A 15,296-nucleotide genomic window follows, 5' to 3' on the forward strand; every position below is an offset into this window, starting at 1 on the left:
TTTAATTCTATTGAGTGGTTACGTATTGCAAATTTGTTCATTCAGGTGCAGCCTTTCCAAAAAACATTCTATGACTGAATAGGAACCAACGAATGAAATGGACAAAAACGATTGTCGGCTTAGCGGCATTGACCTGTGCAAATATCGCAATGGCTGATGTCAAATTGGTGTTTCCAGATACGGTAGATATCATTGTTGCTAACGAATACGGTGTAAATATGAAGTCGGGTGGTTTGTTCTCGTCGACTAAGAGCGTCACATTGCCTGATGGCGTAAATCAAATCGTATTCCGTTTCACTCCGTATTTTGAGCAAGGCAACGACCGAGTTAAAGTACCAAGTGAGCCAATTGTCGCGAAGTTCAATGCCCACGATGCAGAATTAGAATTCCAACTCCCTAAGTACCGTGATGCTCGTCAGGCGGAAGCAAACATCGACACGATGAAATGGGCTTTGGTAGACGAAAGTGGCGCATCGATTCAAATTGTTGAAGATAAGCTGATCAAGCATGGCTTCCAGATGAGCCGTGATTTACAGCGTGAAATTCAAGACTATAACCGCCAAGGTAAAGGCGTTGCTGTGATCGCAACTGCAACGGCCACATCAGCAGCCGCGTCGGCCGATACACGAGCGATGAAAAGCGGTACTGAAAGCGGAGCAAGCGATGACTCTACGGCAGAAGAAATGCTGCATTTTTGGTACGATAAAGCCGACGCAGAAACTCAAGCTCGATTCAAAGATTATGTGAATCAAAAATAGCAACACGACAAAACTCTGAGTTTTGATAATGATAAAACCAAAATTGGATGATGTTCAGTTTTGGTTTTTTGCCATCTCCCTTCCAAAAAAACAATTTCACTTCTTAAATTTATATAAAATCACGCGCATAATGTAGGGTGATTCAACCCTAAAGAGCGGTTAAACCCACGAAAAATAAGAATAAATATTATGATCAATGATGTGATTGGCTAATTTTTTTTGAAATGTCGATTATCTAACATTATGTTATTAATAGTAAAATATAAAAAATCCGCGTATATCGACCATTTGAAACTAACCTCGATGGTTATACTGTAAAATTTCTTTACAAGTGGTAACTTCTAGATAGAATATCGATGATATTCATACCGTAAATTAGAGACAAATCAATGAAACCGACACGTTATGGTGACGTGATGGCGGCGATCTCCTTTTTAATTTGGGGACTTTTGCCGCTCTATTATCATTTTCTCCCAAATGCAGCCACGGATGAGTTGCTGGCATTGAGGCTTATTGCTTCAGTCCCTGTTGGGCTATTGATAATAGTGGTAATTCAAGGACGTTTACCTAACTGGTCTGCCATTCTTTCTGACAAACGATCTCTGCTGTTTTCGTTTCTTGCCAGTGCCATGATGAGTATATCGTGGTATAGCTTTACTTGGGCTTTGACCAATGAGCAAGTGATGGAAGCGAGTCTTGGCTTTTTTATAAGCCCTTTGGTGTTCGTTGCTTTGGGTGTCGTGGCGCTAAAAGAAAAGCTCAGTACGGGTAAGAAACTAGGGGTGTTCTTTGCTGCGTTGGGCATTAGTTACCAAGTGTATCAGTATGGACATGCTCCCTATATAGCAATATCGATGGCCGTTTTTTTCGCGCTGTATGGGTTATGCAAAAAGTACATTCGTTATAGTTGGAGTACCGCATTGTTCATGGAAGCTTTGCTGCTTACTCCGGTCGCACTTGGCTACATGATTTATAAGTCATATACCGTGGGTAGTGTTGCTCTTACATCTAACTATGATGTGTTCTTACTTTACTTAGGAGCCGCTCCTATCACTTTATTGCCTTTGGTGTTTTATTCATTGGCAATCAAGTACACCAGCCTCACTAATGTTGGGTTAATGCAATATATTGAGCCTAGTTTGCAGTTTGTCTTGGCGGTATTGTTATTTGGTGAATTGTTTGATGAAGTAAAAGTGGTGAGCTTTGGTCTCATATGGTTTGGTTTGGCCATGACTTTAATTGAAACGCTTTGTGTTCGTTATAAACGGCGATCATTGCGAAAGGCGAATCAAGAATAATGTGAGTTAATAATAGGGGCACTTATCGTGCTCCTATTTGGTTATTAGCCTGCTTACAAATGATCTTCAATGGGCATGATGCCACTAAACCATGCTCCTATTTTCCTAAACACGCTGGCATCAGGTTCGCTGGTGTATGTCACGCCATTTTGGTGATCCACCCAAATGATGTCGCCATCTTTGGTTTGAATGTCAAAGGCGGCTCGGCGCAGTAAGTGAGGCATTTCTTGCCATACTTTGCTTGAGTATTTCGGCTGGTGGATAATAACGCCCATTTCGGTGTTCAAAACCGCGGATCTTGGATCCCAATTCATTGAACCGACAAACAAGTCTTTTTTATCTATTACAAAAGCTTTCGCATGAAGACTGGTACGCGAACTGCCAGTAAAGCTCCATTTCTTTGTGATGTGAGCGTTAGCCTTCATCTCCCATAGTTCGACCCCCCCTTCGACTAATTGTTGTCGATATTTGGCATACCAGCCATGTACCGCGAAAACGTCATTGGAAGCCAAAGAATTGGTAACGACGACAATGTGTTTGCCATTTTTCACCGCATCGATCATTTTATCTGTGCCTTCCTGAGTGGGAACAAAATAGGGCGATATAATGAGAAGAGAGTGTTCAGCTTGTTCTAGCAAAACTGAAATGCTGTCGATTAGATCACTTTGCTGCGTCTCAATTTTACTGGGTAGATCATACAAGACTTCGGCCTCACCCCAATAGAAATGCAATTCACCATTGATGAAGCGATGATAAATGGGCAGTTTTTTGAAATCGTATCGCCCGTGAGAGAACTTTTCTGCAAGATCCACTTCAACCGCCCAAGTTTCGATTTGCTGTTTTGTAATGGCGGTGGTTTCATCGGTTAACCATTCAATTGGGATAGCATAATCGTCATTCCAATAGAGATCGAATTGTTCACCAATTTGCGTGACGGTATTGCCTACCAGTAAGAGGTCAAGGTCGCCAAACTCGACACCCGCCGACACCGAGAAGTACTCGTTACCAATGTTGCGACCGCCAATGATGCTAGCGGCGCCATCGACTGACAACGACTTGTTGTGCATGCGACGATTCAGCCGATCAAAATCGCTTAAAAGTGCCAACCCTCGAGCGGTACGATATTGGTGAGGATTAAACAGCCGAACTTCGATATTTGGATGGTGGCTGAATTGAGCCAGTTCGGAATCGCTGCGGTTTTGCATGTCATCTAATAATACTCGTACTCGCACTCCTCGCTCAGCCGCTTCGAACAACCGCCAAGAAAGGAGTTGGCTTGTTTCGTCGTCGCGATAAATATAGTACTGAAGGTCTATGGTCTCCTGGGCAGCTTCAATCAGCGCTATTCTAGCGAGTAACGCATCATGACCAAGGTTTAAAGGCACAAATCCGGTGAGTGTTTCACGTTGTTCATTAGGTATTGCTAGGTATGAGTCTAACGAAGTGCCGACGATGTAGCCTTTGTGATGGGAGGAGACTTTATCATAGCGTTGTGGATCGATTGTCGCCGAGCATCCTGCCAATGAAGCAAAAGACAGCGCAACAATCAGCAGCAAACGGTATGAGTGAGAAAACATGATAAAGACGAACCCTAATTAGCGCATACGGTGTGATGGCCGCATATTATGCACAAAGCCATGTTGTCTCGCTATTTTAAATTGATGAAAGAGGTAAACAAGATAGCCATCGCCGCAATCGTTTTTTAGCTTAGTACATGATTTTATGCCTTAAAGCAGGCTCTTATAGCTTAGTGCAGTTTTTCTATCTGTGGAAACGATTATCCAAATTGGCGTTAGAAATGTTGTGGGTAATAAAACATCATCAATGAGATGAAATGGACGCTTTGAGCAATTGTATTCTCAGTTGTTTGTTTTTCATGGTTATCTATAGGGTATGTTGTGCTATGAACTGGTGGAGATGTGGTGTTTATCTACATAATAGCCTTTTTAAACAATAATATAGTGCCAATTTTTGTTGTTTAGTGTGATTTAAGGTAATCGTATTCTAAATGCATCTAAATATCATTTTAGTTTGTATAATTCGGTCGTTGAAGTTATTGTAGATATTAAATGTGTTGCATTTTTAACCACGCATTGGAACCTTAGTAAGGAGCATTAATGACAGACGATGGAAGTTTATTTCAATGGCAAAGAGTGGGGCACTTTAACCTCCCTATTTGGACGGTTTTATCGGGAACCTTGTTAGCTCGAACCAGTTATTTTATGGCGTGGCCGTTTCTCATCGTATTTCTTTATCAGGATTATGGCGCAAGTGAAATAGAAGTAGGGGCGATGCTCGCGGCCTCGGCGCTTGTTGGCGCATTTACTGGGCTGTATTCCGGTTATCTCTCGGATAAGTTTGGTCGTAAATGGGTTATGGTGACTGGCAGTACCATTGCAGCGTTTGCGTATGCAGGCATTGGGTTTGCAGACCAAATTTGGCAATTCTTTGTGTTGATATTATTGACGGGTTTTATGCGGCCGATGATAGAAGCACCCTCAAAGGCTGTGATCAGTGATAATTTGTCCAATTTAAAAGACAGAGAGTTGGCGATGAATATTCGTTACTTTTTGATTAACTTAGGCGGTGCGATTGGGCCATTAATTGGTATTACCTTGGCGCTGGAGCAACCTCAGTCTTTATTTGTCGCTACTGGAATCGTCTATGTTGTTTATGGTGTGTGGTTACTCATTGGTATTGAGCCTAAACTATCTCAGAAAGAAGACGGTAAACCTCAGATTGATAAAAGCTCGGTTCCCAATTTTTCTGCGATTGTGCGAGTGATCAGCAAAGACACCATTTTTGTGAAATTGATGGTGGCAAACTTCTTGATGATGTTTGTTTATGCTCAGGTCGAATCGTCCATTCCTCAAGTCATTGTACGCTCATCCATACAAGATGCGGGTCAACTCATCGCCAGTTTGGTGTTGGTGAATACGTTAACGATCATCATATTCCAGTTCCCAATGCTGAAGTTGATGGAGCATCTACCACTCTTTGTTCGTACCCGAATTGGCATGGCTCTGATGGGGCTTTCTCAAGTGGGCTTTTTACTGACTCCGGTAGATTCAGTGATTGGCTGGGGGTTAGCGTGTTTTGTTTTAAGCATGGGCGAGGTGATCGCGTTTCCAACCTTGAATGTGCAAATAGACCGCTTAGCGCCACCTCATTTAAGAGGCTCTTATTTTGGTGCTGCAGCGTTATACAGCTTAGGTTTTGCCGTTGCCCCGCTTGTTGGTGGCATGGTACTAGGGACGTTAAGCTCTAACTGGCTGTTTGGTCTGTGTATTGTTCTGTGTGGCGTCATGATGGTGCTTTATCGCCGAGTTGAGCAAAGTGACGAGCTCGCCAATAGGCCAATGGAAGCTGAGGCATAAGCATAGAGCTTAGAGCTTTATTGATAAAAAGGCATCCATTCGTATGATTGGATGCCTTTTTTATTAATAGGAGGCTAACGTAAGTAACTCGCTAAAAATAGTACTCTAGCGCGGCTTCTACAAAATCATCTTGTCTACCAAAATAGAGTAAATCTGTCGGGGTATCATTTTGAAGTAACCACGCATCAATTCGCCATTTCCAATTGTTATTGAATCGGCTTGATGCTTCTACGCGACCGTTGTACACGTCACTGTTGTCGAGATCCTGAGTTAGCCCAACTAAGATTTCTGTGCCCTGTATGTCATTGGCAACCCATCGAGTACCGATGAATATATCATTTTGGCCTATCGTCTGAGCGTTGTTACCACGGGAGTCGTAGAGGTATTCACTGATTAGGCCAATATCCCAACTACTATCCCATACGCCAATCATGGTGTATTCAAACCCAGTAACAAGACCTGTATGTGTATCTCGGCTGTCTCTATATATGCTCTCCAGTTTCCATAGCCAATCGCCTACGATGCCTTGGAGATCCAAACCCACTTGCGACATTTGAGCGTAATAAGGCGTAATGCCGTTGCTACCCAGTAAGTAATAAGGGTCTCGGTTTGTGCCGTTAAAATAGCTAAGGCCGATATCCCAATCTCCCAGCATTTGTGTGTAGCGTAGTGCATAGTCAACGTGCTCTGCTTCACGAGAAGATTCGTATTGAGCGCTTTTTCTGACGGGCGTCGGCGGTCTTAATCTACCATCGGAACCGGCGAAAGTACGCTCGCGAAAGTAGGGTAAAACCAGCGCATCCAGCGTTCCCCATTGGCTTGGATAGGTAAAGTGAACCATGGGTTGTCCCAGTTTTTGTTCACCATCAAGGGACTCAACCGAATCAGACTGGTTGACTACATCAACCAAATGCGCAGACTCAGTGACGCCCCAGAAAACCTTACTGATGCCGATACGAACTTCCGCAGTGTCGAACAAATGCAAATATTGCGCTTCACGAATATCGGCATGTGTGCGCTCGCCGTCCATGCTATCTAGCCGAGCAAAGGGAGTAAAACTCCAGGCACCATTGTCGGTCTGCCAATACCACTCTGGCTGGGCAGTGATGGATGACTGAGATTTACCCTGGTCATCCAATCCAGATTGAAAGAACTGCCTATGCTCGACACTGATTTTCCCCGAGACTTCAGCATACAAAGTGGGTGATGCAGTTACCGCTAAGGCGAACCACAGAATCGATGTTTGTTTCATGGCCAATCCTTAGCGAATGCGTTTAAGGGCATTTTTATTGAAATCACTTTCTTTAAGCCCTGTTTTGAATTCCATATCTTGAGTGGTTAGTGTCGTTTTCTTACCGGACTGATGGTTAACCATTTCCATCTTGTGGGCGCGCCAGTATTGGCCTTGATATTGTTCATACTGTGCAAAGGTTAGCGTTTTTAGTAGTGACCCCTTTCGGTCATAGAATTCGACCTTGAGTGGGCGGTACTCAGCTTGTTCTAACCAAACCAATTGCTTGGTATAACCTGAGTTCTTATCGGTAGGGATTTGCTCCATAACAAAGGTGCTGTAGCCGTTATACTCTTCGTCTTTTAAGTAGTTAAAGGTGTATTTTTCTAGCTCAAAGGAGCTTAAGTCCTCATAGGCAAACTCACTGCCCATAAATGGGCCTGATTTGTTGCGAGAAGAGATGCGCTTGACTCGTTTCAGCGCTGGGAGATATAGCCACTGATCGTCTGCTTGTTGTATGTGCGAGTGGTTAAGAAAAGCGGTGCCTTTTACATCCCTTGGTTGGTCAAATATGGTTAAGCCTTTATCACCGTCTTGTTCTACCTCCAATGACTTCATTCGCATTAGTCTTGTGCTACTTTCTCCGTGAGCGTTGCTCAGTTCCATATTCATTGTTGCTGTTGAATCTTGCCAGCCGGTATCTCTTGCTTTTCGTTCCATAGCGATTTCAAGCCCACGAGACGCGTCGGCGAAAACACTGACACTAAATAATGTCGCGGTAATCAATAGAGTAGAGCGGGCAATGGTGTTAAATGATGTATTCATGGTTAGTCCTTTAAATTGAGTCGTTGTTTGACAGGGCTAAGTCCGTCCTTAGCCCTGTCGTTTTTTTATGCCTGCTGCGGGCTTGGGTTGTTTGCTTGATTGATGGCATCGTTTGTTTGGGATTCTGGCTGGGTATCTTTGTCAAACAACATCAACAAAGTAGGCAGGAAGATGAAGTCCACCACTAGCGCCAAGAAGATGACTAGAGCACTAAGTTGGCCCATATCGGCGTTAAGCCTGAACGACGACAAACCTAATATTGCGAAGCCTGCGACAAGCACTATGGTCGTAATGACCAATGCTCTTCCCACCGTGTGGAACGCATACCTAACGGCTTGTTCTGCGTTGTTTCCCTCTTTTCGAGCTCGTTGGTATTTGCTAAGGAAGTGAACGGCGTCGTCGACCACAATGCCTAACGTTAAGGTAACCACCACAGAAAGACCTAGGTTGATCTCCCCTGAATACAGCGCCCAAATACCAAAGCCAATAACGGCCGGAGCCATGTTGGGCACGATGCTGATTAGCCCCAACTTGAACGAACGCAGAGCAAAGATCATGAGGCCGGAAATGAGTATTAAGGTGATGGGTAACGTAGCAAGCATGCTAGCCATATTGGCTTCACCGATGTGAGCAAACATGAGTGAGGGGCTAGACGCTTGAATTTGATACTGGGGTGCATTGTCGGCAAACCATTGATGGATACGTTGTTCAATATCGACCAGTTGCTTGCTGCCTAAGTTCTGAGTCGTTAGCATCATGCGAACCGAAGACTTATCAATGTTGATCTGATTATTGAGATCGAGCCCGTAGGGTAATGACATCTCATACATTAATAAGTATTGCGCGGCGAGCTCTCGGTTGAGTGGCAACTGGTAATAGGTTGGATCATCACCGTGCATGTTTTGGTTTAGGCGCTTGTATACATCGGAAAGGGACGCAACGTGATCCGTTTCGGGTTGTGCACGTAGCCAATCGGTGAATTCACCAAGCACCGTCAAGAATTTCGGGTCAGCGATGCCTTGAGATTCTCCAGTTTTAACCGCAATTGCGATGTTGGTCATTCCACTGATGCGCTCTTCCATAAAGTCAGCGGCTTGTCTAAAGCTGTTACTGGTATCAAAGTACTTTACTGAGTCGTCGTTAATCTGGTTGAGAGGTAACAATGAGGCGGAAATGGCAATCACTAGTGCTGAAATAGGCAAAAGTGCTTTTCGCTTGGCGACAACAAAATCCCCCAGTCGATCCATATAATTGGGTTTTTGCTCAGCTTGAAGTGTTACTCGAATTGGAAGCACTTTCAGCAATGCGGGAAGTAAAGTAAAAGATAAAATGCAGGCGATCATAACGCCAAGAGCGGCCAAGTTACCGAAGTCCCTCAATACCGGAGAGTCAGACATATTCATCATCAAAAAACCGATGGCAGTCGTCACGGAAGTAATCAAAATCGGCATGAAGTTGACCCAAATACTATGAGCTATGGCTTCTTGCTTGCCTTTTCCTTGCAGCATTTCGTGGCGCATCGTCGCAATGACGTGCACACAGTCTGCAACGGCGAGCGTTAATACCAAGGTTGGGATGTTTACGGTTGCAGTGCTTAGGAACATACCCGCCCAACCAGAAAGTCCCATTGTTGCCGCGACAGAACCTATGATGACCAGAAGAGTGGCGATAACGCTAAAGATCGAACGCAACATTATGGTCAGAAAGAACAATATGACAAGCAACATAGCGGGAACTAACGTTGAACTGTCTTGTTGAGCTGATTCCATAAAAGCGTTGTTTAATGCAACAATACCTGCCGTGTGAAATTCAATACTAGGGTAGGCGAGTTGGTATTTTGCCAATAAGTCATTGGAAAAATGAACCACTTCAAGCAGTTCTGCGGTCTCGTCGATTTTAGGTATCTGTAGCGTTACATTGATTACGGTGACGTCACCGCGTTCTGAAACAACAGACTGTTTAAGGACTGGTTCATTGACAGCAATATCGCGGACTTTGTCTATTCTCTTTGCCGTGTGTTGATATTCTGAATAGAGTAAATCTTCGACAAGTAAGTCATCTTCAAATGCTTCAGTGTGCTGATAATTAGCCAATGAATCGACACGACTAGAGTACGGGATCTGCCACGCATCTGTTGTAAATGCTTGAATCATAGTTAATGTTTCAGGGCTGAATATATTATTGTCTTTTGGCGCAACAATAAAGGCCAGGTTATCTGTTTTATTAAACGTCGCTTGGATTTCTTCAAACGCTTGCAGCTGGGGGTTCGTCCCATCAAAGAAGATGTTGTAGTCTCCCCTGAAATACAGGTTTTTTCCTCCGACTATGGCAACGATCAGGGTTAACGTTGTCATGAATAGTACCCAGCGCGTATGGCTGATGGGGCTCTTAAGTAAACGGGTAAAGAAGTTCGGTTGTTTGTTCATCACACTCTCCGTTTGTGACGTTTCGTCATCAATATGCCATTAAAAACCAGCGAGGCTGGCTAATGTCACCTAAATTATCGGAATAACTCCAATTTGGAGTCAGACTCGATGATATTTTTGACGAATCGTCACGAGGAGGCATTTAAAAACCCGAAATACGGGCTTAAAATGGTGCTTAACGTAAACCTTTAGAGGCTAAAAAGGCGACTTCTTCCGGAAATAATTCCTGTTCGACTCTTTGCCAAGTTTTGCGGTAATCCCATTCGCTTGAAAGTGGTTTCCAGTTGAGGCCATCTAATAAGATGCTTGCGTTATGTAACACTGAATAAGGGTCTTGAAGCCTATCGATACAGTAGCTTTCCGATGCATTTTTTGCCAAAGCATTGGAGCCAAAAGCGACAGACCAGTTTGCGAACACGATGGCATCGGCACTCAGCCCTGAAGAATATTGTAAGTCGCCCGTTTCTACGGCATGTTGCACGAGTAGATCGGCGCTTTTTATGACTTCTTCTTCAAGTTTATTGAGTTCCTGTACTCGTTTAGGCGATGCTTTATCCAGTACCCAAGGGGTTTTGGCTGTCATCGCACAGTCAGAAAGTACCGGTTCCATTTGCACATATAAGCGATAAGCTACATGCATGGCCATGACTTTCTCTCGTGAGGTTCCTTCAAATGCGCTACTGCGTATAAACATAGCTGCTTCCTTCTTTAACGAAAGAATGCATAACGCTAATACCACATCTTCTTTGCTACAAAAATGGTTATAGATAGTCCCCTTAGAATAAGGGCTTATCGCGGTTAACTTATCCATTGTGAAGTTTGCAAAGCCTTGCTCTTCAACCAGCGTTTTTGCTAGGTTAATGAGTTCGATTTCACGATTCACAATTGATTGCTGTTTCTTGCTAAGAGTTTCGTTGCAAGAAAACAAACCACCTTTTTCACCTTTGCTGCAACCTAAACCAAACATGGGTCTTTCACCGTATCCTTATTACTATCCCTTTCTCAATTGTAACACGTTCCTCATTTGTGTATAGAAAACCATTTTATGACAACTCGTCAAAAATGACATATCGTCATAATAGTTCATTTAGCACCCAAATCAAGATGTTTTTTACCATCAGGCTGGCTTATGGATCTTTTTATAGAATGAATACACTTAACTCCGAAGAGTTAATTAGGCGGATACAAGTTGCAAAACTGTGATAATTGCCCGTAATTGGGCTTATAACTTACTTTTTAAACAGCCACTTATACCTAAAACTGACCTACACTTGAGAGCAGTATGAATTAAAGGTAGCGAATATGGTGAAGTCTAATAATGGGAGGTTGTCTGGATCGATACGTCGGCAAATGCAATTCTCTAGTCTACTGGTTGTTATCCTCTTAGCTATCTTTGTCGTAATCAATAACAGCTATTACCAGCGTGAAGCTGATCTGGGAAAGTTATTAGTTAGCATTTCTCAATCTGAAACCCACATGCTCAATATTCGTCGTTCCGAGAAAGATTTTTTGAGTAGGATAGACGAAAAATACATCGAACAGGTCGCGAACAATGTTGTGATGCTGAACGAAAGTGTTATCAATATCGATGAGTACTTAAAGCAGTACGATTTCGTTTGGTCACATTCAATGATCGACTTGATGAGTGGTATTGCGAGTTACCAAACTCTATTTAGACGCCTATCTAAACTGACGTATAGCATTCACGGCAAAGATGACAGCGGGTTAATAGGAGAAACTCAACGCGCATGGTTTGATTTACAAAGAAGCGCTATTGAGAGCAAAGATGAAGAATTACTTCACCTAATAACGACAACGCAACAGTCGAGTTATGTGTTCTTTCGTTTTTTTCGGATTAAAGATCTGGCGATACTCAACGAGAATGTTTCGACGCTTGTAGAATATGTAACGGTTCATGAAACTTCGTCCATCGCAAGTGTCTTCCAGTTTCGAGACAAGTTAGAGCGATTGCAAAGGGCTTATGAAGAATTTGGATATAACCAGGAGCAAGGAGTCCATGGAGATCTGCGAGGGATAATTCATGGGGTTGAAAGACAACTGACGGTATTATACACCGAGATCCCAGAGCAAATTAAAACAGAAATGGAGTCGCTGGCTATTAGAGCAAATATACTCTTGAGCGTTTTTATTATTCTGCTCGCTGGGGTGTTGAGCTACGTTACCATTTCTGTTTCGCGCTTGGAAAAGGGTTTATACGCATCTCGTGAAGAAGCGAAGTCAGCTAACAGAGCGAAAAGTACTTTCCTCGCGAATATGTCGCACGAAATACGTACCCCGCTAAACGGCATTATCGGCATGTCGGAAATTCTGACGGATACTCAGTTATCGATAACACAGCGAGATTATTTACATACCATTGAAACCTCCTCTCAGCATCTTCATGCACTGATCAACGATATTCTTGATCTCTCTAAAATAGAGTCGGGTAACCTGGAAATTTCACCGGTTCCAACGGATGTACGTGAACTCGTCTACGATTCAACGTCGATGTTGTTGGCAAGAGCAAAACTGAAGTCGTTGGAAATCCACATTCAGGTTGATAAGAGCATCCCCTATAGACTGGCAATTGATGAGCATCGTTTACGCCAAATTCTCGTAAACTTGCTGTCCAATGCCGTTAAGTTTACTTCTACCGGTAGCGTCACGGTTTCGGTCAAGGTTACACCGACTCGGGGTCAGAAGTGCTCATTGCTTTTTTCTGTTAAAGATTCGGGTATAGGGATAGATAAGGCCAAATTAGAGCGAATCTTTGATCCTTTTAGCCAGGAAGATGACTCAATAACGAGAAAGTTCGGTGGTACAGGTTTAGGGCTTAGTATTAGTTACCAACTGGTCGACATGATGGGGGGAGAGCTAAACGTTAAATCTGCCAAAGGAGTAGGAAGTGATTTCTATTTTAACTTGGAGGCTCCGGTTCAATCTTATCACCCTGAGCCGTTACCCAACTTAAATGTCGCGCTGTTGGGTTCTAATTCAACCGTTGAAAACGATCTGTCAGGGTGCTTGGAATACTATCAATGTCAGAGTATTCGGTTGTATCACAGTGCAGCCACTATTTCTGAACCATGCGACACGGTCATTTATAACCCAACTAATTCAGAAGAAATGGATGCCCAGTTGGCGATACTGACCGCGATGGTGCCCAAGCCCAAAATATTGGTAGTTCAAAAAATAAACTCATTTGAGTTAAGTGACTCATTGGCCGATAACCTAGTGGACGGTGTTATTCAGTACCCTTTGCTTGGCCGTAGGTTATACAGCGCTTTAACCCAGAGTTCGGAAAATAAGAAGCGTAGTCAAGCTAAACAAATGTTAGCAGCCCATAAGTCTGAATCTGGACAAAGCATACCAGAGAACGAATCTCTATCTGACAGTCAGCAGGCGTCGAAAGGGGTGATATTGGTAGTAGAAGATAATACGGTGAATCAAAAAGTGGTGTCTTTGTTGCTAACGAAAGCGGGTTTTACTTTTGAAATAGCGAACGATGGATTGGAAGCTGTGGAACTGATACAACAAAATAAAGTGTACGACGTGATCTTGATGGATTGTATGATGCCGGAAATGGACGGATTTACCGCAACGATTAATATCCGAAAATTTGAAGCGGAAAATGGCCAAACACCAATGCCGATTTTGGCGCTAACCGCCAGCGTGCTAGAAGAAGACCTTAATAAGTGTTTAGAAGTTGGAATGAACGACTATTTACCTAAACCTATCAACAAGAAACAGTTGATGGCTGCAATAGATAAGTATATTTGATAAGAGCTTTTAATGGTGTAAGCCAGAACCACAGATCAGGTGTAATACTTTAATCAAATAAGCCTGAGCGCTGTGGTTCGGTTGAATCATTCTTGCTATTTCATGTTCATGTCCCAGCTGTCGCTCACCCAGCCGCCGACATTTTCATCGAAGTGGCAACCACTAAAGCGTTGATTGCGCTCTGCGTGTGCTTCTTGTTCTGGTTTATGATCAATGAGGTGTTGAATGTAGCTCGTCATGGGATCATTTGAATGCAGCCGTTGGTTCCGGGTTGCGACTTCTTTTATCAATTGTAATCGGTACGCAGAGCTTGCTCTTTTCATGTTCAATGATCTCCCTTGTTTGACACACCTAATAGAAAAATTTAGGAGTGATATAAGGTCTAGTCAAATGCGTTTTTATAGCGTTTTGATGTATCGATATTCGGAAAAGTAATTACCAAAATACAGTGAGCTCCTGGCTAAATGTTAGTCGACTTGCGTTGTTGCTGTTTCGTTGTCTCGTACACGCCGCTAAGGTAGGATGTGCCTCCTATCTCGTGACTTCTCGTGCATAAATACCCTAACAGGAACCGAACAGAATATGACATCAACTCAGTTTTCTTCCGATCAATTATTCACTCATAATTTATTCAAACATCGTATTTTTCTGTCATTCATGGTCATAGTAATCTCGGCTTTGGCCCTTACTAACATGGCCGATGACTATGCCGAGCAGCAGCTAAATCACTCGATGGTTGCCGCCGGAGTCAGCTTCGCGACGGCAAGAACGCTCGATGCAGGTATTTCTCTGGTGAAAAGTACCGAAGTATCGGCTGGGGTTGCCTCTGTCAAAGTTGGAGCTTTGCTCAGCCCTATCAGCGATTTGATCGACAAATTTTGCTGGGTTATGACTCTCGCATTTGGCTCTTTGGCACTGCAAAAAATATTAGTCACAATTTTAGCGTCTTCGTTAGCAAACAGTGTACTAATACTGAGCTCATTGGCGATGTTAATTACGCTTTGGCACAAGCGTGCTCAACCAAACGTCGGTCATGTGTTTGCGGTGTTTAAAGTCGTTGTTTTGGTACGTTTTCTATTGGTGGTGACGGTATCGCTTAACTTGGCCGTTGATGCTTTTTTTCTGGAAGAACACACCCAAGAAAGCTCAAATCAGATCCAAGTAGTTGCAAGCACCGTCGATTTTCTCGGAGATGCAAGTGAGACAAATGCGAGTCATTTAAATGGTGATGAGGTAGAGCAAAGTTATTTTGAGGCAATGAAACAAAAATGGGACAGCGTGTCGAATGGCGTAACCAACCAAAAAGAAAAAATCTTAAACATCAAACAAGATGTTGAAACATCAATCGCTGGTTTTATTAACTTGATGGTACTTTTCATTCTGAAAACGGTGTTGCTGCCTTTGTTATTTCTCTACGCGTTGAAGAACTTGTTTTTAACTTTGTTTAGAGTGGAAAACCTAGCCAAATAGAATGCATAGTCGGTTCGACTGTTTTAAGTCGAAATCAGATCTGCATCACTTTTTTGTCTGACAACTTAGTCTAACTTATTACTATACCTTTTGAGAAACAAGGAGCGTGGCCCGAGTGATAATTCGCGGGA

General features: G+C 43.2%; 11 protein-coding genes. 5 read left to right on the forward strand and 6 right to left on the reverse strand.

The window, feature by feature from the left end:
• Positions 1-92: 92 nt before the first annotated feature.
• Positions 93-758 (forward strand): DUF2057 family protein, encoded by a 666-nt coding sequence (locus VTAP4600_RS21965; RefSeq protein ID WP_102524873.1) that lies wholly within the window; start codon positions 93-95, stop codon positions 756-758.
• A gap of 389 nt (positions 759-1,147) precedes the next feature.
• Positions 1,148-2,056: an EamA family transporter RarD gene (rarD, locus tag VTAP4600_RS21970; RefSeq protein WP_102524874.1), complete on the forward strand. Its 909-nt coding sequence runs from the start codon at positions 1,148-1,150 to the stop codon at positions 2,054-2,056.
• Between the two features lie 53 nt (positions 2,057-2,109).
• On the opposite strand, the gene VTAP4600_RS21975 is transcribed toward rarD, so the two are convergent.
• Positions 2,110-3,633 (reverse strand): phospholipase D family protein, encoded by a 1,524-nt coding sequence (locus VTAP4600_RS21975; RefSeq protein WP_102524875.1) that lies wholly within the window; start codon positions 3,631-3,633, stop codon positions 2,110-2,112.
• Positions 3,634-4,173: 540 nt separating this feature from the next.
• On the opposite strand from VTAP4600_RS21975, the gene VTAP4600_RS21980 reads away from it, so the two are divergent.
• Positions 4,174-5,433 carry an MDR family MFS transporter gene (locus VTAP4600_RS21980; RefSeq protein ID WP_102524876.1) on the forward strand — a complete coding sequence of 420 codons (1,260 nt, stop codon included), beginning with the start codon at positions 4,174-4,176 and terminating at the stop codon, positions 5,431-5,433.
• A gap of 91 nt (positions 5,434-5,524) precedes the next feature.
• On the opposite strand, the gene VTAP4600_RS21985 is transcribed toward VTAP4600_RS21980, so the two are convergent.
• The 4 genes from VTAP4600_RS21985 to VTAP4600_RS22000 all read right to left on the reverse strand — a co-directional run bounded on the left by VTAP4600_RS21985 (position 5,525) and on the right by VTAP4600_RS22000 (position 10,882).
• On the reverse strand, positions 5,525-6,685 hold the full coding sequence (locus tag VTAP4600_RS21985; RefSeq protein ID WP_102524877.1) for a hypothetical protein: 1,161 nt from the start codon (positions 6,683-6,685) through the stop codon (positions 5,525-5,527).
• Positions 6,686-6,694: 9 nt separating this feature from the next.
• Positions 6,695-7,489, reverse strand: a complete 795-nt coding sequence (locus VTAP4600_RS21990) for an outer membrane lipoprotein-sorting protein (protein ID WP_102524878.1) — start codon at positions 7,487-7,489, stop codon at positions 6,695-6,697.
• 65 nt (positions 7,490-7,554) lie between these two features.
• Positions 7,555-9,915, reverse strand: coding sequence for an efflux RND transporter permease subunit (locus tag VTAP4600_RS21995; RefSeq protein ID WP_102524879.1), 2,361 nt, complete (start codon positions 9,913-9,915; stop codon positions 7,555-7,557).
• Between the two features lie 175 nt (positions 9,916-10,090).
• Complete coding sequence (locus VTAP4600_RS22000; protein WP_102524880.1) at positions 10,091-10,882, reverse strand: TetR/AcrR family transcriptional regulator; 792 nt, start codon at positions 10,880-10,882, stop codon at positions 10,091-10,093.
• A 335-nt stretch (positions 10,883-11,217) separates the two neighbouring features.
• Between VTAP4600_RS22000 and VTAP4600_RS22005 the strand changes: the two genes are divergently transcribed.
• Complete coding sequence (locus VTAP4600_RS22005) at positions 11,218-13,695, forward strand: hybrid sensor histidine kinase/response regulator (RefSeq protein WP_102524881.1); 2,478 nt, start codon at positions 11,218-11,220, stop codon at positions 13,693-13,695.
• A gap of 95 nt (positions 13,696-13,790) precedes the next feature.
• On the opposite strand, the gene VTAP4600_RS22010 is transcribed toward VTAP4600_RS22005, so the two are convergent.
• Positions 13,791-14,018: a hypothetical protein gene (locus VTAP4600_RS22010; RefSeq protein ID WP_102524882.1), complete on the reverse strand. Its 228-nt coding sequence runs from the start codon at positions 14,016-14,018 to the stop codon at positions 13,791-13,793.
• A 259-nt stretch (positions 14,019-14,277) separates the two neighbouring features.
• On the opposite strand from VTAP4600_RS22010, the gene VTAP4600_RS22015 reads away from it, so the two are divergent.
• Complete coding sequence (locus VTAP4600_RS22015; RefSeq protein WP_102524883.1) at positions 14,278-15,165, forward strand: hypothetical protein; 888 nt, start codon at positions 14,278-14,280, stop codon at positions 15,163-15,165.
• Positions 15,166-15,296 lie beyond the last annotated feature (131 nt).

The organism is Vibrio tapetis subsp. tapetis (assembly GCF_900233005.1).
GTDB classification, from domain to species: Bacteria; Pseudomonadota; Gammaproteobacteria; order Enterobacterales; family Vibrionaceae; genus Vibrio; species Vibrio tapetis.